Annotated in this window: 24 protein-coding genes and 1 other annotated feature; of the genes, 21 read left to right on the top strand and 3 right to left on the bottom strand. The window is 40.6% G+C overall.

The genetic code is table 11. The features are described from left to right. Nucleotides 1-78 precede the first annotated feature (78 nt). Together BA81_RS10800 and BA81_RS10795 are read left to right on the top strand one after the other, a co-directional pair. Nucleotides 79-1,041 (top strand): BMP family ABC transporter substrate-binding protein, encoded by a 963-nt coding sequence (locus BA81_RS10800; RefSeq protein ID WP_034282085.1) that lies wholly within the window; start codon nt 79-81, stop codon nt 1,039-1,041. 12 nt (nt 1,042-1,053) lie between these two features. Beyond that, nucleotides 1,054-1,251 (top strand): ComZ family protein, encoded by a 198-nt coding sequence (locus BA81_RS10795; protein ID WP_034282083.1) that lies wholly within the window; start codon nt 1,054-1,056, stop codon nt 1,249-1,251. Nucleotides 1,252-1,260: 9 nt separating this feature from the next. Here the strand turns inward: BA81_RS10795 and BA81_RS10790 are convergent, their stop codons facing one another. Beyond that, a complete protein-coding gene (locus tag BA81_RS10790; protein ID WP_034282082.1) occupies nt 1,261-1,494 on the bottom strand; it encodes a hypothetical protein in 234 nt (77 codons plus the stop codon). Nucleotides 1,495-1,665: 171 nt separating this feature from the next. On the opposite strand from BA81_RS10790, the gene BA81_RS10785 reads away from it, so the two are divergent. The 9 genes from BA81_RS10785 to BA81_RS10745 all read left to right on the top strand — a co-directional run bounded on the left by BA81_RS10785 (nt 1,666) and on the right by BA81_RS10745 (nt 11,626). After that, entirely contained in the window at nt 1,666-2,604 is a 939-nt protein-coding gene (locus BA81_RS10785; RefSeq protein WP_034282079.1) for a beta-ketoacyl-ACP synthase III, read from the top strand. A 21-nt stretch (nt 2,605-2,625) separates the two neighbouring features. Next, nucleotides 2,626-3,867 (top strand): beta-ketoacyl-ACP synthase II, encoded by a 1,242-nt coding sequence (gene fabF / locus BA81_RS10780; RefSeq protein ID WP_034282078.1) that lies wholly within the window; start codon nt 2,626-2,628, stop codon nt 3,865-3,867. A 77-nt stretch (nt 3,868-3,944) separates the two neighbouring features. After that, on the top strand, nt 3,945-4,748 hold the full coding sequence (locus BA81_RS10775) for a DUF2268 domain-containing putative Zn-dependent protease (protein WP_024425050.1): 804 nt from the start codon (nt 3,945-3,947) through the stop codon (nt 4,746-4,748). A gap of 149 nt (nt 4,749-4,897) precedes the next feature. Next, nucleotides 4,898-5,878: an ABC transporter ATP-binding protein gene (locus BA81_RS10770; RefSeq protein WP_034282076.1), complete on the top strand. Its 981-nt coding sequence runs from the start codon at nt 4,898-4,900 to the stop codon at nt 5,876-5,878. Beyond that, nucleotides 5,875-6,897 carry an ABC transporter ATP-binding protein gene (locus tag BA81_RS10765; protein WP_034282075.1) on the top strand — a complete coding sequence of 341 codons (1,023 nt, stop codon included), beginning with the start codon at nt 5,875-5,877 and terminating at the stop codon, nt 6,895-6,897. Before BA81_RS10770 ends, BA81_RS10765 begins: the two co-directional genes overlap by 4 nt. An 85-nt stretch (nt 6,898-6,982) precedes the next feature. Next, complete coding sequence (locus BA81_RS10760; protein WP_034282073.1) at nt 6,983-8,617, top strand: peptide-binding protein; 1,635 nt, start codon at nt 6,983-6,985, stop codon at nt 8,615-8,617. A gap of 227 nt (nt 8,618-8,844) precedes the next feature. After that, nucleotides 8,845-9,795 (top strand): ABC transporter permease, encoded by a 951-nt coding sequence (locus tag BA81_RS10755; protein ID WP_034282072.1) that lies wholly within the window; start codon nt 8,845-8,847, stop codon nt 9,793-9,795. A 33-nt stretch (nt 9,796-9,828) separates the two neighbouring features. After that, a complete protein-coding gene (opp4C, locus tag BA81_RS10750) occupies nt 9,829-10,728 on the top strand; it encodes an oligopeptide ABC transporter permease (protein WP_080701204.1) in 900 nt (299 codons plus the stop codon). 145 nt (nt 10,729-10,873) lie between these two features. Beyond that, nucleotides 10,874-11,626: a YjbA family protein gene (locus BA81_RS10745; RefSeq protein WP_034282070.1), complete on the top strand. Its 753-nt coding sequence runs from the start codon at nt 10,874-10,876 to the stop codon at nt 11,624-11,626. Between the two features lie 35 nt (nt 11,627-11,661). On the opposite strand, the gene trpS is transcribed toward BA81_RS10745, so the two are convergent. Continuing rightward, on the bottom strand, nt 11,662-12,657 hold the full coding sequence (gene trpS, locus BA81_RS10740; RefSeq protein ID WP_034282069.1) for a tryptophan--tRNA ligase: 996 nt from the start codon (nt 12,655-12,657) through the stop codon (nt 11,662-11,664). A 53-nt stretch (nt 12,658-12,710) separates the two neighbouring features. Further along, nucleotides 12,711-12,931: a binding site (T-box leader), on the bottom strand. A 482-nt stretch (nt 12,932-13,413) separates the two neighbouring features. Between trpS and BA81_RS10735 the strand changes: the two genes are divergently transcribed. The 8 genes from BA81_RS10735 (at nt 13,414) to spxA (ending at nt 20,744) form a co-directional block, all read left to right on the top strand. Continuing rightward, the gene (locus BA81_RS10735; protein ID WP_034282068.1) at nt 13,414-15,051 is read left to right on the top strand and encodes a peptide ABC transporter substrate-binding protein; all 1,638 of its coding nucleotides are present in this window, start codon (nt 13,414-13,416) and stop codon (nt 15,049-15,051) included. Nucleotides 15,052-15,167: 116 nt separating this feature from the next. After that, entirely contained in the window at nt 15,168-16,112 is a 945-nt protein-coding gene (locus BA81_RS10730; protein WP_024425044.1) for an ABC transporter permease, read from the top strand. A 3-nt stretch (nt 16,113-16,115) separates the two neighbouring features. After that, complete coding sequence (locus BA81_RS10725) at nt 16,116-17,033, top strand: ABC transporter permease (protein WP_024425043.1); 918 nt, start codon at nt 16,116-16,118, stop codon at nt 17,031-17,033. A gap of 12 nt (nt 17,034-17,045) precedes the next feature. Then, nucleotides 17,046-18,125, top strand: coding sequence for an ABC transporter ATP-binding protein (locus BA81_RS10720; protein ID WP_024425042.1), 1,080 nt, complete (start codon nt 17,046-17,048; stop codon nt 18,123-18,125). A 1-nt stretch (nt 18,126) separates the two neighbouring features. Further along, nucleotides 18,127-19,047 carry an ABC transporter ATP-binding protein gene (locus BA81_RS10715; protein WP_024425041.1) on the top strand — a complete coding sequence of 307 codons (921 nt, stop codon included), beginning with the start codon at nt 18,127-18,129 and terminating at the stop codon, nt 19,045-19,047. A 104-nt stretch (nt 19,048-19,151) separates the two neighbouring features. Next, nucleotides 19,152-19,439, top strand: a complete 288-nt coding sequence (locus BA81_RS10710) for a hypothetical protein (protein WP_034282065.1) — start codon at nt 19,152-19,154, stop codon at nt 19,437-19,439. Nucleotides 19,440-19,576: 137 nt separating this feature from the next. Then, the gene (locus tag BA81_RS10705) at nt 19,577-20,155 is read left to right on the top strand and encodes a GNAT family N-acetyltransferase (protein ID WP_034282062.1); all 579 of its coding nucleotides are present in this window, start codon (nt 19,577-19,579) and stop codon (nt 20,153-20,155) included. A 193-nt stretch (nt 20,156-20,348) separates the two neighbouring features. Then, nucleotides 20,349-20,744: a transcriptional regulator SpxA gene (gene spxA, locus BA81_RS10700; RefSeq protein ID WP_003211421.1), complete on the top strand. Its 396-nt coding sequence runs from the start codon at nt 20,349-20,351 to the stop codon at nt 20,742-20,744. A 39-nt stretch (nt 20,745-20,783) separates the two neighbouring features. Here the strand turns inward: spxA and BA81_RS10695 are convergent, their stop codons facing one another. Beyond that, complete coding sequence (locus BA81_RS10695) at nt 20,784-21,449, bottom strand: TerC family protein (RefSeq protein WP_034282060.1); 666 nt, start codon at nt 21,447-21,449, stop codon at nt 20,784-20,786. Between the two features lie 264 nt (nt 21,450-21,713). Between BA81_RS10695 and mecA the strand changes: the two genes are divergently transcribed. Together mecA and cls are read left to right on the top strand one after the other, a co-directional pair. Continuing rightward, nucleotides 21,714-22,379 carry an adaptor protein MecA gene (gene mecA, locus BA81_RS10690; protein ID WP_024425038.1) on the top strand — a complete coding sequence of 222 codons (666 nt, stop codon included), beginning with the start codon at nt 21,714-21,716 and terminating at the stop codon, nt 22,377-22,379. Nucleotides 22,380-22,466: 87 nt separating this feature from the next. After that, nucleotides 22,467-23,987, top strand: coding sequence for a cardiolipin synthase (gene cls / locus BA81_RS10685; protein WP_034282056.1), 1,521 nt, complete (start codon nt 22,467-22,469; stop codon nt 23,985-23,987). Nucleotides 23,988-23,999 lie beyond the last annotated feature (12 nt).

Raw genomic sequence — 23,999 nt, 5'->3', positions numbered from 1 at the left:
CTTTTTTCAGTATAAAATAAACCTATATTTAACATACAGGTTCATCACTGCATGTTGCAAAAGGGAGTTGAACATGGCATGAAGTACCAGCGGCTTGTCATGATCTTTTCGTTCCTTCTTCTATTAACTGCCTGCTCGCAGGCGCCTTTAAAAGGAAAAATTGAGAAGGTGGGTTTACTCGTCCCCGATACGATCAATGATCAAGTTTGGGGAACGAAAGGTTATAAAGGCTTATTAAGTATCCAATCAACATTTGGTGTAGATGTTTATTATAAGGAAGGAATGGTCGACAAGGAGAAAATCGTTGATGCCATTGAAGAATTCCATAAAAAAGGAGTCAATTTAATTATTGGCCATGGCAATGAATACAGTGAAATTTTTAACTTGATCAGTGAAGATTATCCAAACATACAATTTATTACGGTCAATGGAAACAAGCCTCAGGCGGGCAATGTCACAAACGTGACGTTTAAAGGTGAAGCGATGGGCTTTTTCGGAGGCATGACAGCTGCACATATGTCAAAAACAAAAAAGATTGGTATTCTTGCTACATACGATTGGCAAAGTGAAGTAGACGGCTTTATCAAAGGAGCAAAATATCAAGATGAACATGTACAAGTATTAGCAGAGTTTGTCGAAAACTGGGATGATGCTGACAAAGCGGTGGAGCTCTATCAAAAATTAAAAAAACAGGGCGTTGATGTTGTGTATCCAGCAGGTGATGGTTATAATATCCCTGTCATTGAACAAATCAAAGCCGATAATTTATCAGCGATCGGATACGTCACCGATCAATCCAACCTCGGCAGCCATACAGTTTTAACGAGCACTGTACAGCATGTTGATAAGGCGTACAGTATCATTGCAAAGAAGTTTAATGAAGGCAAGCTAAATGAACAAGATGAGTACTCCTTTGATTTTAAAGAAGGAGTGGTCGAGATGGGGAAATTTAGCTCCACCATTGACGACGCTTTTGTGAAAGACATTGAAAGTGATATTGCGTCATACAAAAAAACAGGTAAACTGCCAAATGAAAAGTGAGGAGACGACGACATGCAGCACGAAAAATCGATGGAATTTTTACAAATTGCCATGAAGTATTTTCCGCAGGCGAAGGAAGAGTTAGATAAAGCAGGGATTCAGCTTGACCCTGAAGCACTTCAGCCGCTTCTAACATTATTTACATCTGTCATGCAGGAAGCATACGAGCTTGGAAAAGCAGATGCAGAATCAGAAAAAGCCACAGAATAGTGGCTTTTTTTATGATAATTTTTTCTTGAAGGCACTAATCATAGGACCAACATCTTTAAACACAGGCTTCAGCTCATCGATGGAGTTCATAATGTTCCCAATTTGATTCATGACATGCATGTAGTCAATTGAGTCCTCACTTGAAGATGTCTCCGCACGTTCCTCCTTTGCCTCTGTCTTGCTTTTCTCCTTCTCAATCGGCTGTCCAAACATCATTGCTGAGAAAATATCTTTTTGTGCCATATCACATGTTCCTTTCTACTATTGGTATATATCATTAATCTATGAAAAAAGTGAGAGGAAAGGTTAGACGTTTGTATTGCCAAGAAGAAAAAAATAAGTTAAAATTAGTACCAGATACTAATATAAGATCACAATATCACATGCTCGTATGAGTAAAAGGAGTCTTATTCAATGAATGCTGGAATTATTGGCCTTGGCCGCTATATACCTGAAAAAGTATTAACAAATCATGATTTAGAAAAAATGGTTGAAACTTCTGACGAGTGGATTCGTACTAGAACAGGTATAGAAGAAAGAAGAATTGCATCTGATGATGTCAATACATCTCATATGGCGCTTGCTGCTGCAAAAAAAGCATTAGCTGCCGCAGATGTGGCTGCAGAAGATATCGATATGATTCTTGTGGCGACAGTCACGCCAGATCAAGCATTTCCGACAGTTGCTTGCATGATTCAAGAACAGCTCGGTGCACATAAAGCATGTGCAATGGATATTAGCGCTGCGTGTGCTGGCTTTATGTATGGGCTTGTTACTGGAAAACAATTTATCGAATCAGGAACTTACAAACACGTGCTTGTTGTCGGTGTAGAAAAGCTTTCTCGCATTACAGACTGGGATGACCGTAATACTGCTGTTTTGTTTGGAGATGGAGCTGGAGCTGCTGTGCTGGGAGAAGTCAGCGAAGGCAAAGGAATTCTATCATTTGAACTTGGAGCAGATGGAAGCGGCGGGAAGCACTTGTACTTAGATGAAAAAGATCATACAATCATGAATGGACGAGAAGTATTTAAATTTGCTGTAAGACAAATGGGAGAGTCAAGTGTAAATGTCATTGAAAAAGCTGGACTATCAAAAGAAGACGTTGATTTCTTGATCCCGCATCAAGCAAATATTCGCATTATGGAAGCAGCACGCGAACGCTTAGAGCTTCCAGTTGAAAAAATGTCGAAGACGGTTCATAAATACGGAAACACATCAGCAGCATCCATTCCAATTTCACTATGTGAAGAAATCGAAGCCGGAAAAATTCATGACGGCGATGTGATTGTAATGGTTGGTTTTGGTGGCGGATTAACTTGGGGCGCAATCGCTATGCGATGGGGCCGATAAAAGAGTGGGGTGCACAAATTAATGGATAAGAAACGAGTAGTTGTTACAGGATTAGGTGCTTTGACACCTCTTGGCAACGATGTAGAGTCAACATGGAAAAATGCTTTAGCGGGTGTATCAGGGGTTGGACCGATTACACGTGTCGATTCAAGTGAATATACCGCAAAAGTAGCGGCAGAACTAAAAGATTTTAACATTGAAGATTACATGGAGAAAAAAGAAGCGCGAAAAATGGCACGCTTCACACAATATGCAGTCGTTGCAGCTCAAAAAGCGCTGGAAGATTCACGTCTTGAAATCACAGATGAAATCGCACCGCGTGTTGGTGTATGGGTTGGGTCTGGTATTGGCGGGCTTGAAACATTTGAAGAGCAGTTTGAAGTGTATTCAAATAAAGGGGCAAGACGCGTCAGTCCATTCTTCGTCCCAATGATGATTCCTGATATGGCGACAGGCCAAATCTCTATTGCACTTGGCGCAAAAGGGGTTAACTCTTGTACGGTGACAGCATGTGCAACAGGAACAAACTCGATTGGTGATGCATTTAAAGTTATTCAGCGCGGAGATGCAGATGCAATGATCACAGGCGGAACAGAAGCGCCATTAACAAAAATGTCGTTTGCAGGTTTCTGTGCGAACAAAGCCCTTTCGACAAATCCTGATCCAAAGACAGCAAGCCGTCCGTTCGACAAAAACCGCGACGGATTTGTCATGGGTGAGGGTGCAGGGATTATTGTTCTTGAAGAACTTGAGCATGCCTTAAAACGTGGTGCGACCATTTATGCAGAAATCGTTGGTTATGGTTCAACTGGAGATGCCTACCATATTACAGCACCAGCTCCAAATGGAGAAGGCGGCGTCCGTGCAATGAAAGAAGCGATTCGAGATGCAGGGTTGTCTGTGGAAGATATTGATTATATCAATGCCCACGGTACAAGCACACCTTACAATGATAAATTTGAAACAATGGCGATTAAAGAAGTGTTCGGAGAGCATGCGAACCAGCTTGCGATCAGTTCGACAAAATCAATGACAGGTCACTTACTTGGCGCAGCAGGCGGAGTAGAAGCCATTTTCTCTGTTCTTGCGATTAAAGACAGCGTCCTTCCTCCAACCATTAACCTTGAAACACCGGATGAAGAATGTGATCTTGATTATGTAGCAAATGAAGCACGTTCAAAAGAAGTACAAGTGGCTTTAAGTAACTCACTTGGTTTTGGCGGGCATAATGCGACAATTATTTTCAAAAAATACGAAGCGTAATACTTTCTGAGAAAGCGGCGGTCGATAAACAGATCGCCGCTTTTTTGCATATGATGAAAATGGAGGTGCTCAGCGGTATGGGTCTAATCAATACACAATATCTCATTCATCAATCATCATCATTTCAGGAGCTTGCAGCGCGCTTTGTTCCTTATTTTAAAGGGGCCGAGGAAAAAGAATGGTCGTCTATCCTCGCTCACCTGCAGCATCACGGGATGGTTCGGTCTTGGAGCTCGTGCAAAAACATGATCGACAAGCTCAAGGAAAAAGGGTACTTCAAGCTTGTCATGAAAGAATATCAAACGCTTCAAAAGCAGTGGGAAGGTCCAGACATTCCTGTGTTTATTTTACCTGTCAACGAGAGCAGCAGAGAAATCAGAGAGCAATTTTATTATCAATCCGGCATGGCATTTGATGACAAGGTCTTTCTTTTTTTGTCTCCAAATACCCCGAAGGAGCGAATCGGTACATTGCTGACTCACGAATATCACCATGTATGCAGGCTGCATTTTCTCTCAAAAGAAGAAAAAGACTTTACATTCCTCGATACAATCATGATGGAGGGGCTCGCTGAATATGCTGTGTATCATAGATATGGAGAAAACTATACAGCGAAATGGACCACCTTCTATAGCGAAGAACAGCTTCAGCGTATGTACAAGAAATGGGTATCCAGTCATCTTGATCAAAGAGTCCAGGACGACGAAAGGCTGATACAGAATCTTCTTTATGGAAAAGGGAACTACCCTAAAATGCTTGGTTACGCTACCGGGTTTTATATTGTGAAAAAATATTTCAATGAGCACCGAATCAGCGAGGAGTCTATGATTGCAGAGCCAGCAGAAACCTTTTTAAAGGCGATAGAATCACAAAGTGAATAATTCACATAAGAAGAGACATATTACAAATTTACTAAATACTTCTTGATTTCGTCATAGCGATGTAATAATATACAAATAATTCTTTTTATTTTTAAAATACAGAATATTCAGGTTCGATTCTATTGATCTAAGGAGAAAGGGGCGAATGAATGAGCACGCTGCTTGAAGTGCAAAACTTAAAAACATATTTTTTTCGAAAAAAGGAACCGATACCTGCTGTGGATGGCGTTGATTTCAGCATCAACAGAGGAGAAACTGTCGCATTAGTCGGTGAGTCTGGTTCTGGCAAAAGTATTACGTCCTTATCCATTATGGGTCTGATTCATGGAACGGGTGGGAAAATTATGGACGGTTCCATCAAACTTGATGGAAAGGACCTTGTTACATATAGTGAAAAGGAATTATGCAGCATCCGCGGTAATGATGTATCTATGATCTTTCAGGAACCCATGACCTCACTTAATCCCGTCTTAACCATCGGAGAACAAATAACAGAAATCCTCATCTATCACAAAAAACTTTCAAAAAAAGAAGCGGTCAAAAAAGCGGTTGATCTGCTGAAGCTTGTTGGTTTTTCCCGCCCGGAGCAAATCATGAAAGATTATCCGCATCGTTTATCAGGCGGCATGCGGCAAAGAGTGATGATTGCCATAGCACTAAGCTGTGATCCGAAGCTTCTCATTGCAGATGAACCGACAACTGCCCTGGATGTGACCATTCAAGCCCAGGTACTCACTTTAATGAAAGATTTATGCTCTACCTTTGGTACATCTATTCTTCTTATCACACATGATTTAGGTGTCGTGTCTGAAGTTGCAGATCGAGTGATTGTCATGTACTGCGGACAGGTTGTTGAAAATGGGACTGTTGAAGAGTTGTTTGAACAGCCGCTTCATCCTTACACAGAAGGGCTGCTTGAATCGATTCCTGTCATTGACGGAGACATACAGCCGTTAACAGCCATCAAAGGAAATGTTCCTGCGCCAGATCAGCTTCCAGCCGGCTGCCGCTTTGCTCCTAGATGTCCGCAAGTGAAGGAACGCTGCCTGGGAGAACTGCCTAAGCTGAGAACATTTGAAAATGGCAGAAGCGTCAGATGTTTCTTATATGAGGAGGCAGACCACACATGACCCTTGCTCAAAATCAAACACAAATAACGGAATTACCAGAGAAAGAAACGATCCTTGAACTGAAACAGATTCGAAAGCATTTTCCGATTAAAGCGGGCGTCTTTCAAAAGAAAGTCGGTGCAGTGAAAGCTGTTGACGGCATAGACTTGAAGATTTATAAAGGTGAAACGTTAGGTATTGTCGGGGAGTCAGGATGCGGGAAATCTACACTAGGCCGGACAATGATCCGCCTATACGAACCAACTGACGGTCAAATCTTTTTTAAAGGGCAAGACATCACGCGCGTATCAGAATCAAAGCTAAGACAATCTACACGAAAAAACATCCAAATGGTTTTTCAAGATCCCTTTGCATCACTCAACCCTAGAAAAACACTTCGAAGCATCATCAAAGAACCCTACAAAACACATCACTTATATTCCTTAAAAGAAAGAAATGAAAAAGTAGAACAGCTTTTATCAAAGGTAGGTCTTCATCCAAGCTTTGCGAACCGCTATCCCCATGAATTTTCAGGCGGGCAGAGGCAGCGGATCGGCATCGCTCGTGCGCTTGCCATGAATCCCGACATGATCATCGCAGATGAGCCTGTATCAGCACTTGATGTATCTATTCAGGCGCAGGTTATTAATCTGATGGAGGAGCTTCAGGAGGAATTTGACCTTACCTATCTATTTATCTCTCACGATTTAAGTGTGGTCAGGCATATTAGCGATAGAGTCGGCGTCATGTATCTCGGCAAAATGATGGAGCTTGCCGATAAGCATAGTCTGTACGATGACCCGCTCCATCCGTATACACAGGCTCTGCTTTCTTCCGTTCCTGTCACCCGTAAAAAAGGGCAGACGAAAAGAGAACGCATTATGCTCCAAGGCGATCTGCCGAGTCCTGCAAATCCGCCAAAAGGCTGCGTATTTCACACAAGATGCCCGCACGCGAAAGAAATCTGTAAAGAAAAAGTACCAGCATTTCAGGAATTAAAAACGAACCACTTTGTTGCCTGCCACCTCTACAACGCTTGATCAAGCTTGTATGATCTCATCTTTGAGAGGGGGGATGAAAAAGGATTCGGTCATTATTTTTAAAAAAGAATAGGGGGAATTGTCTATGAAAGGTAGAAATAGAAAGTTCATTTTGGTCAGTTTACTGCTGATCTTTACATTAATCCTTGCTGCTTGTTCTGGTGGAAATAAAACGTCTGGAGACAGTGGAAAGAAATCCACAGGTAAACCGGTACAAGGCGGCGATCTTGTCATCGGTTCAATTGCAGAGCCAACATTATTTAACTCGCTGTATTCTACAGATGTGGCAAGCTCTGATATTGAGGAAAGAATCTACAGCTTCTTACTTCAAACAGACGGAAAGCTCAACCCTCAGCTATCGCTGGCAGAGGATATTAAAGAATCTGATGACGGCAAGCAGTTTGATGTCACCATTAAAAAAGGTGTGAAGTTTCATGATGGTGAAGAACTGACTGCTGACGATGTTGTGTTTACATACAGCATTCCAATCAATAAGGACTACAACGGGGAGCGCGGATCAGGCTTTGAAGTTTTAGAGTCTGTTAAAAAGACAGGGGACTACTCGATCGAATTCAAGCTCAATAAAAAAGATCCGTATTTTTATAATGTCACACTAGGAAGCTACGGTATTTTACCTAAGCATATTTTAGGTGATGTGCCTATAAAAGATCTCGGTGAAAACGAATTTAACCGAAAAAAACCAATCGGTTCTGGTCCATTTAAATTTGCAGAATGGAAAGAAGGAGACTACGTCAAACTAGAAGCCTTTGACGATTATTGGGATGGACGTCCTTACCTTGATACTGTCACAATTAAAACCATTCCTGATCAGAATGCAGCGATTGCCCAGCTGTCAGCAGGAGATATTGATTTCTTTGCTGTACCAGGCTCCGAGCTGCAAACAGCTGAAAAAGTGAGCAACATTAAAATTGAATCTGATCTAGGACTCAATTATTCATACATTGGCTGGAACCAGAAAAATGAACTCTTTAAAAGTAAAAAGGTCCGCCAAGCGCTGACACATGCTATTGATCGTCAAACGATTGTTGACCAAGTGCTAGATGGAGACGGCAAAGTAGCCAACATTCCAGAAAGTCCGCTGTCCTGGAACTATCCAAAGGATGAAAGTGTGCCAGTATTTGAATTTGATCAAGAAAAAGCGAAAAAGATGCTGAAAGAAGAGGGCTGGGAGGATACAGATGGAGACGGCTATCTTGATAAGGATGGCAAGAAATTCTCCTTTGTCATAAAGACCAACCAAGGAAATAAAGTTCGTGAAGATATCGCTGTCGTTGTCCAGCAGCAGCTCAAAGAAATCGGTGTGGAAGCAAAGCCGCAAATTGTGGAATTCAGTGCACTCATTGAGCAGACGACACCGCCTAAGTGGGATTATGATGCGCTGCTGCTCGGCTGGAGCCTTGCGACATTCCCTGATCAATTCAGCATATTCCACTCAAGCCAGTCTGAAAAAGGCTTAAATAACATCTGGTATAAAAATAAAGAGGTCGATAAGCTGTTAGTCGATGCTAAAAACTTAAGCGATCGAAAAGATTATTCAAAGGCATATGAAAAAATTTATAAACTGATCGCAGAGGATCAGCCGTATACGTTCCTTTACTATGCCAATTCACATCGCGCTATGCCATCTAATCTCCAAGGCTACTCTTACCACCCGAAAGATGAGTATTACAAAATCGAAAAATGGTGGCTTGAACAGTAGGCTGATAGTGAAGAAGGGGGATTCTCCCCTTTCACCGTGAGAACAATCCCTTGCATTCGGTGTCAGTTCTCTGCGCGGGTGCTAAAAAGATCATTTCGTTCGCTCCGCATCAGCATGAGAATTCAAGGGTTTTCATATCACGCTGAAAAGAAGACAAAAGGCTAAAATAACATCATTTTGGCCTTTTTTTCACAGAATGGCGATCCGATGAAAAAGGAGTTGTGCATATGGTTACATATATCATTAGAAGGACATTGCTCTCCATTCCCATTTTATTAGGGATTACCATCTTGTCCTTTGCCATTATGAAAGCAGCACCAGGCGATCCGATGTCACTCATGATGGATCCTACTATTAGTGCGGCAGACCGGGAAGCCTTTATTGATAAGTACGGCTTGAACGATCCTGAATATGTGCAATATATGAAATGGCTTGGCAATATGCTACAAGGTGACTTTGGCACATCCATTGTCAAAAAGGGAACACCCGTGGCTGATTTGATTTTTGCCCGGCTGCCAAATACCCTCACCCTCATGATCTTTTCTACAATAGTTGCCCTGCTGATCGCCATCCCATTTGGTGTTCTTTCAGCAAAACGTCCGTATACAAAGCTTGACTATGGCATTACGGTTACATCTTTTATCGGACTGGCTATTCCAAACTTTTGGTTTGGTCTCATCCTCATTATGGTTTTATCCGTGAACTTAGGGTGGTTTCCAACTGGCGGAGTCTCTACCTTGAATGCTGATTTTAATGTGTTTGACCGGCTCCATCACATCATTTTACCAGCCTTTGTTTTAGCAACGGCTGATATGGCAGGGCTGACCCGGTACACAAGGTCGAGTATGCTTGATGTGATGAGGCAGGATTACATTCGCACAGCAAGAGCGAAAGGCTTTAGAGAAAACAAAGTCATTTTTAAACATGGTTTAAGAAACGGTCTTATGCCTGTCATAACGATTTTCGGATTAATGATACCATCTTTTATTGGCGGCGCAGTCGTGGTGGAACAAATCTTCACCTGGCCTGGACTTGGAAAGCTGTTCATTGATTCTGCCTTTTCGAGAGATTATCCGGTCATTATGGCGATGACCGTTATTTCCGCAGTGCTTGTGGTGGTTGGAAATTTAATAGCGGATATTTTATATGCGATCGTTGATCCGCGTATTGAATATTAGAAGGGAGCTGAAGCACAATTGGCACAGCCTAATATGGGAACACCTCCTGTTGATATCAAATTAAAGGAGGGCCTTCCGCCAAAGCCAGAGACGATGCTGCGTTTGTTTTGCGAGAAATTTTTCAAAAATAAATTGGCGGTTGCCGGCTCCGTGATTTTATTGGTCATTATCTTTTCAGCCATTTTCGCTCCAGTGATCGCTCCATATACACCAGAACAGCAAGATTTATTGAAGCGGCTCCAGCCGCCAAGTGCTGAGCATTTTATGGGTACTGACAAGTTTGGCCGCGATATTTTCTCAAGGGTGCTATATGGCGCGCGGGTCTCTTTATTGGTCGGTTTTGTCTCAGTGCTCGGTGCAATCACCATTGGCACTGTCGTTGGTGCGGTTGCGGGGTATTTCAAAGGGTTTGTTGATTCCTTGTTAATGAGGTTTGTAGATGTCGTGTTATCGATTCCAGACATTTTTCTATTGATTACGCTCGTCACCATTTTCAAACCGGGCATTGATAAATTGATTTTAATCTTTGCTTTGACAGGCTGGACAACAACGGCCAGACTCATCCGCAGTGAATTCTTATCACTTCGAACAAGAGAATTCGTCCTCGCGGCGAGAACCATTGGAACGAAAAATCATGTCATCATCTTTTCGCATATTTTACCGAACTGTATCGGTCCTATTATTGTGTCAGCTACATTAAAAGTAGGCTCCGTCATTTTAGCTGAATCAACGCTCAGCTACCTTGGCTTTGGTATTCAGCCGCCAACGGCAAGCTGGGGCAACATGCTGCAAGACGCACAAAATTTCTCCATTATGGTGCAAGCTTGGTGGTACCCGCTTTTCCCAGGTTTATTCATTTTGCTGACTGTTTTATGCTTTAATTTTTTAGGAGATGGGCTGAGAGATGCGCTTGATCCTAAAAAGCTGAAGTAAAGTTTAAAAGGGCTCTGCGTTTCCTGAACGAAAGAAAGACATGAAGCTCATCATTCTCAGCTTGAAGTTTTGATAAAGTTGGAATAATTTCTCTATCCCTTGCCCATACTGTGGACAACAGTTTTTATAAAGTGAGGGATTGGTTATGTTATTTCTTCATGACGTATGGGTGAATTGGTTTGAAGGGGAAGAGAATGGCTACAATGTGTGTCATTTTCATGAGTGGCGTAAGGAGGACAGTGTTGAACTGTTAGATCAAGTGCCTTTACTTAAGGTGCAGAGCCCTTTGTTTGATTACATAGAGAATGATCTTTCAGAGCTGCCGAAGACGCTGCTAGAGTCTGTATTTGAGAAATCATATATTCGAAAAAATCATGAACGCCGTAAATTAGAGTATTGCTTTGTAGTCACCGACGGAATTCGAATCATTGCTGTAGATACGATAGGGTATTCCATACCTGTGAGAAAAAGCCGCTTGATTCCAAGGCAGGAGCAATTGGTGTATGAAATGGTGAAAGATGTGAAGGCAGAGGAATATGAATTTTCTAAGGGCAGCCTTGAATCGACGAAAGAATATCACATTCTATCACTGCCGCCGCAGCATATCAGCGGATTAACGAGAAAAGAAAGACAGCTGAAACAGCTGATGTTTATGGCGCTCGATCAATTAAAAGGGCTCAAAAACAGGGCGGAGATTGCGTATTGGTATACGGAATGGAACCCGCGCATGTACAACCAAATCAAACGAATGTCTTTCGAAGAGATTTGGAACATGCTTTACAATGAAACGATTGATGGGTGGTCAGAGAATCATTTAGCCTTCTGTGAAAAAATGATTAAAGGACAGCCTTTTTTCGAAAAGCTTTGGGAAATGGAAAACGAATCAAAAGTAAATTAGAAAAAGCTTGCAGCGAGTCGTGCTGCAAGCTTTTTTTATTTGCGTTTTCTGCCAAGACCCATCGCATTCTCCATTTTTTTCAGCATTTTGTTTGCTGCGCGGTTTGCTTTTTCAGCACCTTCGTCTAGAATGCGGTCAAGCTCGTCTGATTCAATGAGTTCGTAGTATCGATCTTGAATTGGTTTTAAAGCCTCAATGACAACGTTCGCAAGATCTCCTTTAAACTCACCATATCCTTTGCCTTCGTACTTTTGCTCCAGCTCTGCAATGGATATGTTGCCTAATACAGAATAAATCGTCAGCAAGTTGGCAATACCAGGCTTGTTCTCTTTGTCATACCTCACGATGCCTTCTGAATCCGTCACAGCACTTTTAATTTTCTTTTCAAGCTGCTTTGGTTCATCTAATAAGGTAATGAAAGATTTTTGGTTCGGATCGGATTTGCTCATTTTTTTCGTTGGATCTGTTAAAGACATAATCCGTGCGCCTTCTTTTGGAATTTTCACTTCAGGCACAGTGAAGATGTCATTGTACTTTCGGTTAAAGCGTTCAGCGAGCGTTCTAGTCAATTCAAGATGCTGCTTTTGGTCTTCTCCAACAGGGACTAAATCAGTACCATATAATAAGATATCGCCAGCCATTAATGGGGGATACGTTAATAGGCCTGAAACAACTGCTTCTTTACCAGCGGATTTGTCCTTAAATTGGGTCATTCTTTCTAATTCCCCAATATAAGCAACACATTGAAGCATCCATCCTGCCTGGGCGTGAGCAGGTACCTCTGATTGGATAAACAATGTCGCTTTCTCTGGATCAAGACCAACAGCTAAATAAAGAGCTGCTAAGCTTCTAATATTTTGGCGGAGAGCTAATCGGTCCTGACTCACTGTAATCGCATGTTGATCCACGACACAAAAATAGCCATGATAGTCATGCTGCAAATCAACAAATTGCTTCATTGCTCCAATATAGTTCCCTAACGTGACAGAACCGCTCGGCTGAATGCCTGAAAAAATTGTCTTCTTTGTCATACTAAAACCTCTTTTCTTCAATATAAAAAGGCCCACCCATCACTTTTCAACAGAAAAGGGACGAATGAACCGTGGTACCACCCTTGTTATTTCACATAGAAATCACTCAAGACGTTGATAACGGAGACTGCTCCGTCTAAGCCTACTCACTTTTTTAGAAGTGTTCGGTTAGCTGCTCCAAAGCCCATTCCATACATGCCATTATCTGCTCACACCGGCCGCAGATTCTCTGTAAATGGTGAATATATGTACTCTTCTTTTTCATCGCAACAATATGTCTATCTATTATAAAGGATGACCATGAAAAAGTCACGAAGCCCTTATGTGACCTTCTCATCATGCCTATTGACACTTAAAATTTTAGATAAAATAACAAATATCTGTCAGAATTTTTTAAAAAAGGATGATTAATTATATGTATAAAACATTATTCCTGCTGAATTTGTTAAATTATTTTAATCAATTTACGCTTTAATTTGTTGAAGTGATTGAGACTTTAGTTTATAAAAATCCCTCTTTATCCCCATTTACGTTTTTAAAAAATATATGAAATTGATATTGCAATAAATTATTCTATTCATTATAATGAATTTGTTCACACGTTTGTGCTAGGCTCTTTACATAGTGAAAATTCAGAAAAAACAAAAGAAATAGAAAGTAAGCTATTCAGGGACTTTTTTACGCTATTTCTTAAATCTGAATCTCATCTTCTATCGAGACCTTTGAACTAAAAACATATTATAAGGGGGAATACAGTTGAAAAAGCGTTGGTCTGTTGTTACTTTAATGCTTATTTTCACACTTGTATTAAGCGCTTGTGGTTTCAGCGGAAACAAATCAGGCGACAGCACGAGCAGTTCTGGAGAGGCTAAAACAACATTAAATGTGAATATCTCCACTGAGCCTTTTTCTCTACATCCGGGATTGGCAAATGATTCAACTTCAGGTAGTGTCATCCGTCAGACTTTTGAAGGGTTAACAAGAATTAACGCTGAAGGAAAGCCAGAAAATGCAATGGCTTCTGATATCAAAACAAGTGCTGATGGTAAAACTTATACATTCACACTTCGTGATGCAAAATGGTCTAATGGCGACCCTGTAAAAGCAGAAGATTTCGAATATGCTTGGAAATGGGCATTAGATCCTAAAAATGAATCTCAATATGCTTACCAGCTTTACTATATTAAAGGTGCTGAAGCAGCGAACAAAGGGAAAGCGAAAGTTGCTGATGTTGGCATTAAAGCTAAAGACGACAAAACGCTTGTAGTTGAGCTAGAAAACCCAACACCGTTTTTTACTGAACTAACTGCATTCTATACTTATATGCCAGTCAACAAAAAAGTGGCTGAAAAGAATAAAAACTGGTACACAAATGCTGGTGAAAACTACGTATCTAACGGACCATTCGTTCTTTCTAAATGGAAACATGGCGGTTCTATCACGCTTGAAAAGAACAATGAATACTGGGATAAAGATACTGTGAAATTGAAAAAAATCAACATGTCTATGATCAAAGATACAAACACTGAGCTTAGCATGTTCAAAAAAGGCGAGCTTGACTGGGCTGGTTCTCCAACTGGAAGCCTTCCAACTGAGTCTTTAAAAACATTGAAAAAAGAAGGCGGTCTGAAAATCCAGACGATCGCTGGTATCTATAACTACAAATTCAACACAGAAGTAAAACCTTTAAACAATGCAAACATCCGTAAGGCCCTTGCATACTCAATCAACCGTCAAGCGATCGTTGACAAAATTACGCAAGGTGAACAAGTTCCAGCAATGGCAATCGTTCCACCAACAATGGAAGGATTCACAGATAACAAAACTGGCTACTTCAAAGATCACGATGTAGATACAGCTAAAAAGCTTCTTGAAAAAGGTGCGAAAGAATTAGGTTATAAGTCTGTTTCTGATCTTCCAACATTGAAACTTTCTTACAACACAGATGAAGGCCACCAAAAGATTGCACAAGCAATTCAAGAAATGTGGAAAAAAGATTTAGGTGTGAAAGTTGAACTTGATAACTCTGAGTGGAACGTATACATCGACAAAATCCACAGCGGAGATTACCAAATCGGACGTATGGGCTGGTTAGGTGACTTCAACGATCCAGTGAACTTCCTTGAGCTTTACAAAGATAAAGACGGCGGAAACAACGACACTGGATGGGAAAGCAAAGAGTACAAACAATTGTTGAATGATTCTGCAAAAGAAACAGATAAAACGAAGCGTGAAGAAATGCTGAAAAAAGCAGAAGAAATCATCATCAACGATATGCCTATAGCACCAATTTACTTCTACACTCAGCTTTGGGTACAAGATCCAAAACTTAAAGGTGTAGTTGTATCTGGACTAGGTGATGTTCAATACAAATGGGCACATTTCGAAAAGTAAGAGTAATAGTGTAAGAGATCTACGGCAAGGATCTTAAGGTATATGGAGGATGTCTCTCCATATACCTTTCTTGCTGATTAGAGAAATTGTTGTAAAATCATGGAGGTGCAATTCCGTTGCTTAAATATATCGGTAAGCGATTAATATATATTTTAATCACACTGTTTGTTATTGTAACTGCAACTTTCTTTCTCATGCAGGCAGCACCTGGTGGTCCATTCTCTGGTGAGAAGAAACTTCCTGCTGAAATTGAAGCAAACCTAAACGAGCACTACGGATTGGACAAGCCCTTATTTGTTCAATATGTAAACTACCTAGGTTCAGTTGCAACATTAGATTTTGGTCCCTCATTTAAATATAAAGGACAAACCGTAAATGACTTAATCAGTTCTGGATTCCCCGTTTCCTTTACCCTCGGAATTGAGGCAATTCTCCTCGCATTAGCATTTGGTGTATTGTTTGGGGTCCTTGCAGCGCTCTATCATAACAAGTGGCAAGACTATACGATTGCCATTTTAACGATCTTTGGAATTTCAGTTCCAAGTTTTATTTTAGCGGCGCTACTACAATATGTATTTGCATCTGAGGCAAGTATTATAGCGATCTTCCCAGTTGCAGGATGGGAGTCTTGGGCAAGCACCGTACTACCTTCTATTGCACTTTCCTTCATGCCAATGGCATTTATCGCTAGACTTGCACGGTCAAGTATGCTTGAAGTACTAAATAGTGACTACATTAGAACGGCTAGAGCGAAAGGATTAACAAAATCTGCTGTGACGATCAAACACGCCATCCGAAACGCATTGTTACCTGTTATCACATACATGGGACCAATGGCTGCTTCAGTTTTAACAGGTAGTTTTGTCGTTGAGAAGATTTTTGGTATTCCTGGCTTAGGCTCTCACTTTGTCACAAGCATTACAAACCGTGATTACACCGTCATCATGGGTGTCACAGTCTTCTACAGTATTATTCTATTAATCAGTATTCTAGTCGTTGACGTCCTCTACGGTATTATCGATCCTAGAATTAAACTGACGAAGGCGAAGAAAGGGGTCTAACACATGGAAGAGATGAGAAAAGATTTATTTGTGCCTGCGACAGCTGACGCAGCAGAATCTGAAAAAATTTCTAAACCTAGTCTATCTTTATGGAAGGATGCCATGCTTCGCTTCCGTGCCAATAAACTTGCAATGGTTGGACTTACAATCATTTTTATTATCGTGATGCTGGCCATCTTTGTTCCGATGTTTTCTAAATACGATTACTCTACGACTGATTTGCTGAATGCTGACCAGCCGCCTTCAAAAGAACACTGGTTTGGTACAGATGATTTAGGACGTGACATGTTTGTCCGTACATGGGTCGGGGCAAGAATTTCGATCTTTATCGGGCTTGCTGCAGCGGTGCTTGACGTGATTATCGGTATTATCTGGGGAAGTATTGCTGCATTCAAAGGCGGCCGTACAGATGAAGTAATGATGCGTATCGCAGACGTTTTATGGGCAATTCCAACACTATTAATGGTTATCTTAATGATGGTTGTTCTGCCAAAAGGATTATTAACGATTATCCTTGCCATGACAGTCGTAGGCTGGATTAACATGGCACGTATTGTTCGGGGACAGGTTTTACAATTAAAGAGTCAAGAATACGTTCTTGCAGCACAAACATTAGGTGCGAAAACATCTAGACTTTTATTTAAACACTTAATTCCAAACTCAATGGGACCAATCCTTGTGACGATGACATTAACGATTCCTTCTGCTATCTTCACAGAGGCATTCCTAAGCTACCTAGGGCTTGGTGTACCGGCTCCGTTAGCGAGCTGGGGAACAATGGCGTCTGACGGAATTCCAGCCATGACGTATTACCCTTGGAGATTATGGTTCCCAGCCGCATTTATCTGTATTACAATGTTTGGTTTTAACGTGGTTGGAGACGGACTAAGAGACGCTTTAGATCCGAAGTTGCGTAAATAAGGAGTGATTAGGATGGAACGTGAACGTATTCTAGAGGTGAAAGACCTTGCAATCTCATTTAAAACATATGGTGGAGAGGTTCAAGCCATTCGTGGTGTGAACTTCCACTTAAATAAAGGCGAGACACTTGCTATTGTAGGTGAATCTGGCTCTGGTAAAAGTGTGACATCACAAGCGATCATGAGATTAATTCCGATGCCGCCAGGTTATTTCAAGCGCGGACAGATCCTGTTTGATGGCCAAGATATTGTCAAGAAAACTGAAAAACAAATGCAAACCATTCGAGGAAAAGATATCTCAATGATCTTCCAAGATCCGATGACGTCTTTGAATCCAACGATGAAAGTCGGGAAACAAATTACAGAAGTGCTGTTCAAGCATGAACAAATTTCAAAAGAAGCGGCTGAAAAAAGAGCCATTGAACTATTGGAGCTCGTTGGAATTCCAATGCCTGAAAAAAGAATTAAACAATATCCGCACGAATTTAGTGGCGGGATGAGACAAAGGGTTGTCATCGCCATGGCGCTTGCAGCAGATCCAAAGCTGCTGATTGCCGATGAGCCAACGACTGCACTTGATGTAACAATTCAAGCACAAATTTTAGAATTAATGAAAGAAATTCAGCAAAAGGTTGACACTTCGATTATCTTTATTACGCATGATCTAGGTGTTGTTGCCAACGTCGCTGATCGTGTAGCTGTTATGTATGCAGGACAGATTGTGGAGACAGGGACTGTCGATGAAATTTTCTACAATCCTAAGCATCCGTATACATGGGGACTTTTAGCATCCATGCCGAGTCTTGACACAGATGGCGGAGATGAAGGAAAGCTGACTGCCATTCCAGGAACACCGCCAGATCTGACAAACCCGCCGAAAGGAGATGCATTTGCACTCCGCAGCGATTATGCAATGAAAATTGACTTTGAACAAGAACCGCCAATGTTCAAAGTATCAGATACGCATTATGTGAAATCATGGCTACTTCATCCGAATGCACCTAAAGTTGAACCGCCTGCTTCTGTAAAGGCGAGAATGCGTGAACTAGAAGGTAGCTACGAAAAACCTGTATTAGTAAAAGAGGGTGAATAGCATGGCAGAAAAACTGTTAGAAATCAAAAATTTGAAGCAGCATTTCCATACAGCGAGAGGAACTGTGAAAGCAGTTGATGGGGTTTCATTTGATATTTACAAAGGTGAAACGCTTGGTCTTGTAGGTGAGTCTGGTTGTGGTAAATCCACTACGGGCCGTTCGATCATTAGACTTTATGATGCGACAGATGGTGAAGTTCTTTATAAGGGAGAAAATGTACACGGGAAGAAATCAAGACAAAAAATGCTTGAGTTCAACCGTCAAATGCAGATGATCTTCCAAGATCCATATGCTTCACTCAACCCTAGAATGACAGTGCTTGATATCATTGCAGAGGGCATCGACATTCATGGCCTTGCAAAAACAAAACAGGCGCGTAAAGAGCGTGTGTACCAATTACTTGAAACTGTTGGCTTGAACAAAGAGCACGCGAACAGATACCCGCATGAATTCTCAGGCGGTCAAAGGCAGCGTATCGGAATTGCCCGTGCATTAGCAGTAGAGCCGGATTTCATCATCGCCGATGAACCAATCTCTGCATTAGACGTGTCGATCCAAGCGCAGGTCGTCAATTTATTGAAAGAGCTTCAAGAGGAAAAAGGTTTAACGTACTTATTCATTGCTCATGACTTGTCCATGGTAAAATACATCAGCGATCGTATCGGTGTGATGTATTTTGGAAAATTGGTTGAGCTGGCACCAGCGAATGAATTATACGAAAACCCGCTTCATCCATATACAAAATCATTGCTGTCTGCGATTCCGCTTCCAGATCCTGATTATGAGCGTAACCGCAAACGAATCAAGTATGATCCATCTGTTCACAAAGGAACAAACACCGAGTTCCGTGAAGTGAAGCCAGGTCATTTTGTGAGCTGCACAGAGGAAGAATTCAAAGAGCTTCAGGCGAAACAATCATAAGAAGAAAGAAGCACTGCTAAGTCAGTGCTTCTTTTTTTATTTTACAAAAAAACAAGATGATGGTAATTTTTAGTTAAGTACAAGCAGATACCGGAGGAAATCAAATGTTAAATTGGAAAACCTTTCGTTATTCATTGCTTCATGTTCTCATTGTATTCATGCTTTTTTCAACGTCTTTTTTCAGGAAACCAAACGGAGGAAAGTGGATGCTCGCGTTTATGGTACTCATTGGGATTGTGTCTTTTTCAATGGAATATATGCTTAACCGAAAGACAAGCGGTCAGAAGCAAGAAGCATGGCGCGTAAAATATCTTTATTTCATTATGCTTCAAATTGCGATGACAATTATCCTGTTTGTCTGTATTCAACTCGTCATGAATCGTTCGTTATAAAACTTTTTTTGCGTTAATTGAAAAAAAGTGAAACTACTTAAGACTTTGCTGCGTCTTACTAGTACAGGCGTTTAAATAGCAGGAAATCGGGAATATCTAAGGAAGTGGTTCTTAACTATAGCATAAGGAGCAGATCCATGAATTGGTATGAAAAGCTCAGTGAATACTTCCCGATAGAAGAAATGAAGTCAAAAGAGCATATGGAAGCTTTATTAAAGGAAAGAAGTGATATTTATCATAAGGAGGAAGGACCTCATCATGTGATGATGTACGCCGAATTTGATTCTTTCATCTTTATTGATTATTTATTTGTTTCCAAAGATGCAAGAGGTGAAGGCCTCGGGTCAAAGCTTATTCATAAGCTGAAGGAAAAAAAGAAACCGATCTTGCTTGAGGTCGAGCCTGTAGATGAAGATGATGCAGATACTGCAAAACGCCTAAAGTTTTACCAAAGAGAGCACTTCAAGCATGCAGAATCAATCGGTTATAAACGCAGGTCACTTGCAACAAATGAAGTGAACCGCATGGAAATTCTTTATTGGTCGCCTCTTACAAATCATGAGGAAGAGATCATGGAAGCCATGAGGAAGACCTATGAACGAATCCATACGTATAAAGATGAAGAATGGTATGGACAATCGTATGAGGATGTTGATGATGTATTGAAGATCATTGAAAATAGAAAGCAAAAAAATATTTTCGATCATCTCGAGTAAATGAGAATGTTCTGACATCCAGCAGCACGACAAAATGAATGAAATTGTCTAGTTTTTGTCACAAAAATTGCAAGAAAATCTGTTCACACTTACTTTTTTATAGTATAATCACTATAAAGATTACTTATTTAGAACAATTTTAATTTAAGAATACAGATCAATATTCATTCTACAAATTGAGGAGTGAAGATTTATGGTAACATTATACACATCACCAAGCTGTACATCATGTAGAAAAGCAAGAGCGTGGTTAGAAGAGCACAATATCCCATATCAAGAGAGAAACATTTTTTCTGAGCCTCTTTCAATCGATGAAATCAAAGAAATTCTTCGAATGACAGAAGACGGTACAGACGAAATTATCTCAACACGTTCAAAAGTATTCCAAAAACTAAATGTCAATGTTGAGACAATGCCGCTTCAACAATTGTATAAACTAATCAATGAGCATCCAGGTCTTTTGCGTCGTCCAATTATCTTGGATGAAAAAAGATTACAAGTTGGGTACAATGAAGATGAAATTAGACGTTTCTTACCAAGAACGGTTCGTACATTCCAACTAAGAGAAGCTCAGCGACTTGCTAACTAATAAAAACATAAAAAGCTGCCGATCATTTGGCAGCTTTTTTTATTTATTTTCAGCCGTTTGTTCGTAAAAGAGGCTCGCTAATATGACCACTATGACGGTTAAAAACGGAAGCATCAATTCAAGCGTGGCATGCTGTGCCATAAATTCAGCCAATTTCACATCACGTACAATCATTTCACCCCCTGTAAAGGCCAAGAGAGCACTTCCTCCGTATAAAAGAAACGGAAATTTAGTTAAAGCTGCATGAATCAGCTTGCTTCCCCAAATAATAATCGGTACAGAAATCATGAGACCAAAAGCGGTCAGAAGCATGTTGCCTTTTGCTGCACCTGCAACTGCGATGACATTATCAAGTGACATAAAAAGGTCGGCAATCACAATGGTTTGAACCGCACGCCAAAGGGAGCCGCTGCTCTTTATCCGAATCGATTCCTTCTTTTGTTCAATTAACAGATTGTATCCTATATAAAGGAGAAAAAGACCGCCAATAAACTGCAAATAAGGGATAGTCAATAAATAAACGGCGGCACCAGTCATTGTAATTCTCATCAACACGGCTAAAAGAGTGCCGATCCAAATGGCTTTATTGCGTTTGTCATGTGATAAACTGCGACTCGCCATCGCAATGATGAGCGCATTATCTCCGCCTAAAATCAGGTCTATGCCAATAATCATCAGTAAGGATACGATCCACTCTGTTTCCATCTATTTCACCTCATGTCCCAAATAGAGCTCGTACAACCAATATATGAAGACAATTCAAATATATGTTTCTGCAAGTTTTCTCTGCAAAAAATGCGTTTTTATTTCTTTTATTCATGTTTTATCATAAAATAGACAGTACGAAGCAATACCTCAATTCTTTAAACGGTTAACATGTAGACGGAACGGGTAAATTGTAGTAAAGTACTATTAATTGGGAGCTTGTATGTCCCTTCAACATCTTATATAGAAGGGAAGGTTGGCAAAATGGAAATCGAAAGAATAAATGAACATACAGTCAAATTTTATATTTCCTACGGTGATATTGAAGATCGCGGATTTGACCGTGAAGAGATCTGGTACAATCGTGAGCGCAGTGAAGAGCTGTTTTGGGAAGTAATGGACGAAGTGCACGAAGAAGAAGAATTTGCAGTAGAGGGACCGCTTTGGATTCAAGTACAGGCACTTGACAAAGGTCTTGAAATTGTCGTGACAAAAGCCCAACTTTCTAAAGATGGACAAAAGCTCGAATTGCCGATTCCAGAAGATAAAAAAGATCAAACAGATGAAGAAAGCTTAGACGCACTGCTTGATGATTTTCATAAAGAAGAGCAAGATCAAGAAGACCATAATGAGAAGGACAAAAAACTTCAACTTCAATTCGTATTGAAAATGGATGACTTTGAAGATTTGATTGCACTTTCTCAATTAAATATGCAGGATTTTACCACAAGTTTATATTCGTTTGAAAACCGTTATTATCTATATGTTGACTTCCACGAGGATTTGTCAGATGAGCAAGTGGAGAATAAGCTCAGCATTTTGCTTGAATATGCTCATGAATCAGTGGTCAGCATCTACAGACTGAAAGAATACGGTCAGCTGATTATCGAAGGGAATGCCCTTGAAACGATTCAACAGCACTTCTCGTAACTAACAAAAAGTCGATTTCTATAGAGGAATCGGCTTTTTTATCTGAATGAATAGATAAATAAAGAGATCGGCAAGGAGAAAAATGAAATGAGAAATGTAGTCAAAGTTCTATTTTTTCTAATCATTACGGTAGGTGCTTATTTAATCATCCAATTGATTGTCGGTGATTTAGCGGTAAGTGTATTAAGTTCTGTGAGTGTTCTATTTACTTTATCGATTATTTTCATCGGATTTGTTATTTTCTTGGAGAACCGGAATCCGTCTCAAACGATTACATGGCTTGTCCTGCTTGGCAGCTTTCCGTTATTCGGCTTTTTGTTCTACATTTTCTTTGGACGCAATATCAAAAAGCGCCGGCTGTTTGAAAAGAAGGCGGTATTGGACGAGAAATTAATTCAGGAAGATGAACGTATCCATAGAGAAGCGATTGAAAAAATGACGCATATGGGTGATCATCAGCAGCTCTTATTTAAGCTGGCCCACAGACTCGGACATACTCCTATTACATATCGCACGTCCTCTAAAGTCTTAACCAATGGTGAAGAAACATTCTCTCATATTTTTGAAGAGATTAAAAAAGCAACTCATCACATTCATTTAGAATATTACATTCTCCGCCACGACGACCTTGGCCAAGAATTAAAGGACATTCTCATTGAAAAAGCGAAAAATGGCGTGATTGTCCGCTTTTTATATGACGATGTAGGAAGCTTAAAGCTCTCCCGTCAATATATTGCTGACCTAGAAAAGGCTGGCGTTCAGATCGTTCCGTTTTTACCAGTAAGGCTCCCCCTTTTAAATAATAAAATCAACTTCCGAAATCATAGAAAAATTGTCGTAATTGATGGGGAAGTGGGATTTGTCGGCGGGCTTAACATTGGAGACGAATACATGGGCAGAAGCAGACAATATGGATTCTGGCGTGATACTCATTTGATGATTAAGGGCGAAGCTGTTCGTGACCTCCAGCAGATTTTCATGCAGGATTGGTACTATATGACGAATGAAAGATGCTCTGGTGTGGACTATTTCAAAGATTTCAGCCACCTTGAGAGTACAACAGAAGGCGTACAAATGATTGCTGGCGGGCCTGACAAGCAGTGGGAGGTCATTAAAAATCTTTTTTTCTCCATGATCATCTCCGCCAAAAAGTCCATCTGGATCGCTTCACCGTATTTTGTGCCGGATGATGATATTTTGTCCGCATTGAAAATTGCCGCATTGAGCGGAGTAGATGTACGGATTATTGCTCCAAAGAATCCAGATAAACGGATTGTTTTCCATGCATCTCGTTCATACTTCCCGGAGCTTCTTGACGCAGGAGCAAAGGTATACGAGTATGATCAAGGCTTTATGCATAGTAAATTTATTATTGTGGATAGCGAGCTGGCTTCGATAGGAACGGCAAACATGGATATGAGAAGCTTTCATTTGAACTTTGAAGTGAATGCCTTCCTCTATAAAACAAAAAGCACCGAGAAGCTCGTCAATGATTTCTTAGGTGATTTAGAGCAGTCACATGAAATTGTTCCAGAAGAGTTTGCAAAGAGACCCTTGGGGGTCAGACTGTTTGAATCAACAGCAAGATTATTATCACCACTTTTATAAAGATTGTATTTT

It is taken from the genome of Bacillus safensis FO-36b (genome assembly GCF_000691165.1).
Classification (GTDB): Bacteria; Bacillota; Bacilli; order Bacillales; family Bacillaceae; genus Bacillus; species Bacillus safensis.
The sequence above is the reverse complement of the archived record's forward strand: the minus strand, read 5'-3'. Positions and strand labels throughout refer to the sequence as shown.

Coding starts and splice junctions, on each gene's coding strand:
- BA81_RS10695 (WP_034282060.1), bottom strand. CDS start 21,449: ATGGAAACAGAGTGGATCGTATCCTTACTGATGATTATTGGCATAGAC.
- BA81_RS10745 (WP_034282070.1), top strand. CDS start 10,874: ATGTTATTTCTTCATGACGTATGGGTGAATTGGTTTGAAGGGGAAGAG.
- BA81_RS10800 (WP_034282085.1), top strand. CDS start 79: ATGAAGTACCAGCGGCTTGTCATGATCTTTTCGTTCCTTCTTCTATTA.
- BA81_RS10715 (WP_024425041.1), top strand. CDS start 18,127: ATGGCAGAAAAACTGTTAGAAATCAAAAATTTGAAGCAGCATTTCCAT.
- BA81_RS10765 (WP_034282075.1), top strand. CDS start 5,875: ATGACCCTTGCTCAAAATCAAACACAAATAACGGAATTACCAGAGAAA.
- BA81_RS10795 (WP_034282083.1), top strand. CDS start 1,054: ATGCAGCACGAAAAATCGATGGAATTTTTACAAATTGCCATGAAGTAT.
- BA81_RS10755 (WP_034282072.1), top strand. CDS start 8,845: ATGGTTACATATATCATTAGAAGGACATTGCTCTCCATTCCCATTTTA.
- spxA (WP_003211421.1), top strand. CDS start 20,349: ATGGTAACATTATACACATCACCAAGCTGTACATCATGTAGAAAAGCA.
- BA81_RS10710 (WP_034282065.1), top strand. CDS start 19,152: ATGTTAAATTGGAAAACCTTTCGTTATTCATTGCTTCATGTTCTCATT.
- BA81_RS10720 (WP_024425042.1), top strand. CDS start 17,046: ATGGAACGTGAACGTATTCTAGAGGTGAAAGACCTTGCAATCTCATTT.
- BA81_RS10770 (WP_034282076.1), top strand. CDS start 4,898: ATGAGCACGCTGCTTGAAGTGCAAAACTTAAAAACATATTTTTTTCGA.
- cls (WP_034282056.1), top strand. CDS start 22,467: ATGAGAAATGTAGTCAAAGTTCTATTTTTTCTAATCATTACGGTAGGT.
- BA81_RS10775 (WP_024425050.1), top strand. CDS start 3,945: ATGGGTCTAATCAATACACAATATCTCATTCATCAATCATCATCATTT.
- mecA (WP_024425038.1), top strand. CDS start 21,714: ATGGAAATCGAAAGAATAAATGAACATACAGTCAAATTTTATATTTCC.
- BA81_RS10760 (WP_034282073.1), top strand. CDS start 6,983: ATGAAAGGTAGAAATAGAAAGTTCATTTTGGTCAGTTTACTGCTGATC.
- BA81_RS10705 (WP_034282062.1), top strand. CDS start 19,577: ATGAATTGGTATGAAAAGCTCAGTGAATACTTCCCGATAGAAGAAATG.
- BA81_RS10785 (WP_034282079.1), top strand. CDS start 1,666: ATGAATGCTGGAATTATTGGCCTTGGCCGCTATATACCTGAAAAAGTA.
- trpS (WP_034282069.1), bottom strand. CDS start 12,657: ATGACAAAGAAGACAATTTTTTCAGGCATTCAGCCGAGCGGTTCTGTC.
- BA81_RS10725 (WP_024425043.1), top strand. CDS start 16,116: ATGGAAGAGATGAGAAAAGATTTATTTGTGCCTGCGACAGCTGACGCA.
- opp4C (WP_080701204.1), top strand. CDS start 9,829: ATGGGAACACCTCCTGTTGATATCAAATTAAAGGAGGGCCTTCCGCCA.
- fabF (WP_034282078.1), top strand. CDS start 2,626: ATGGATAAGAAACGAGTAGTTGTTACAGGATTAGGTGCTTTGACACCT.
- BA81_RS10790 (WP_034282082.1), bottom strand. CDS start 1,494: ATGGCACAAAAAGATATTTTCTCAGCAATGATGTTTGGACAGCCGATT.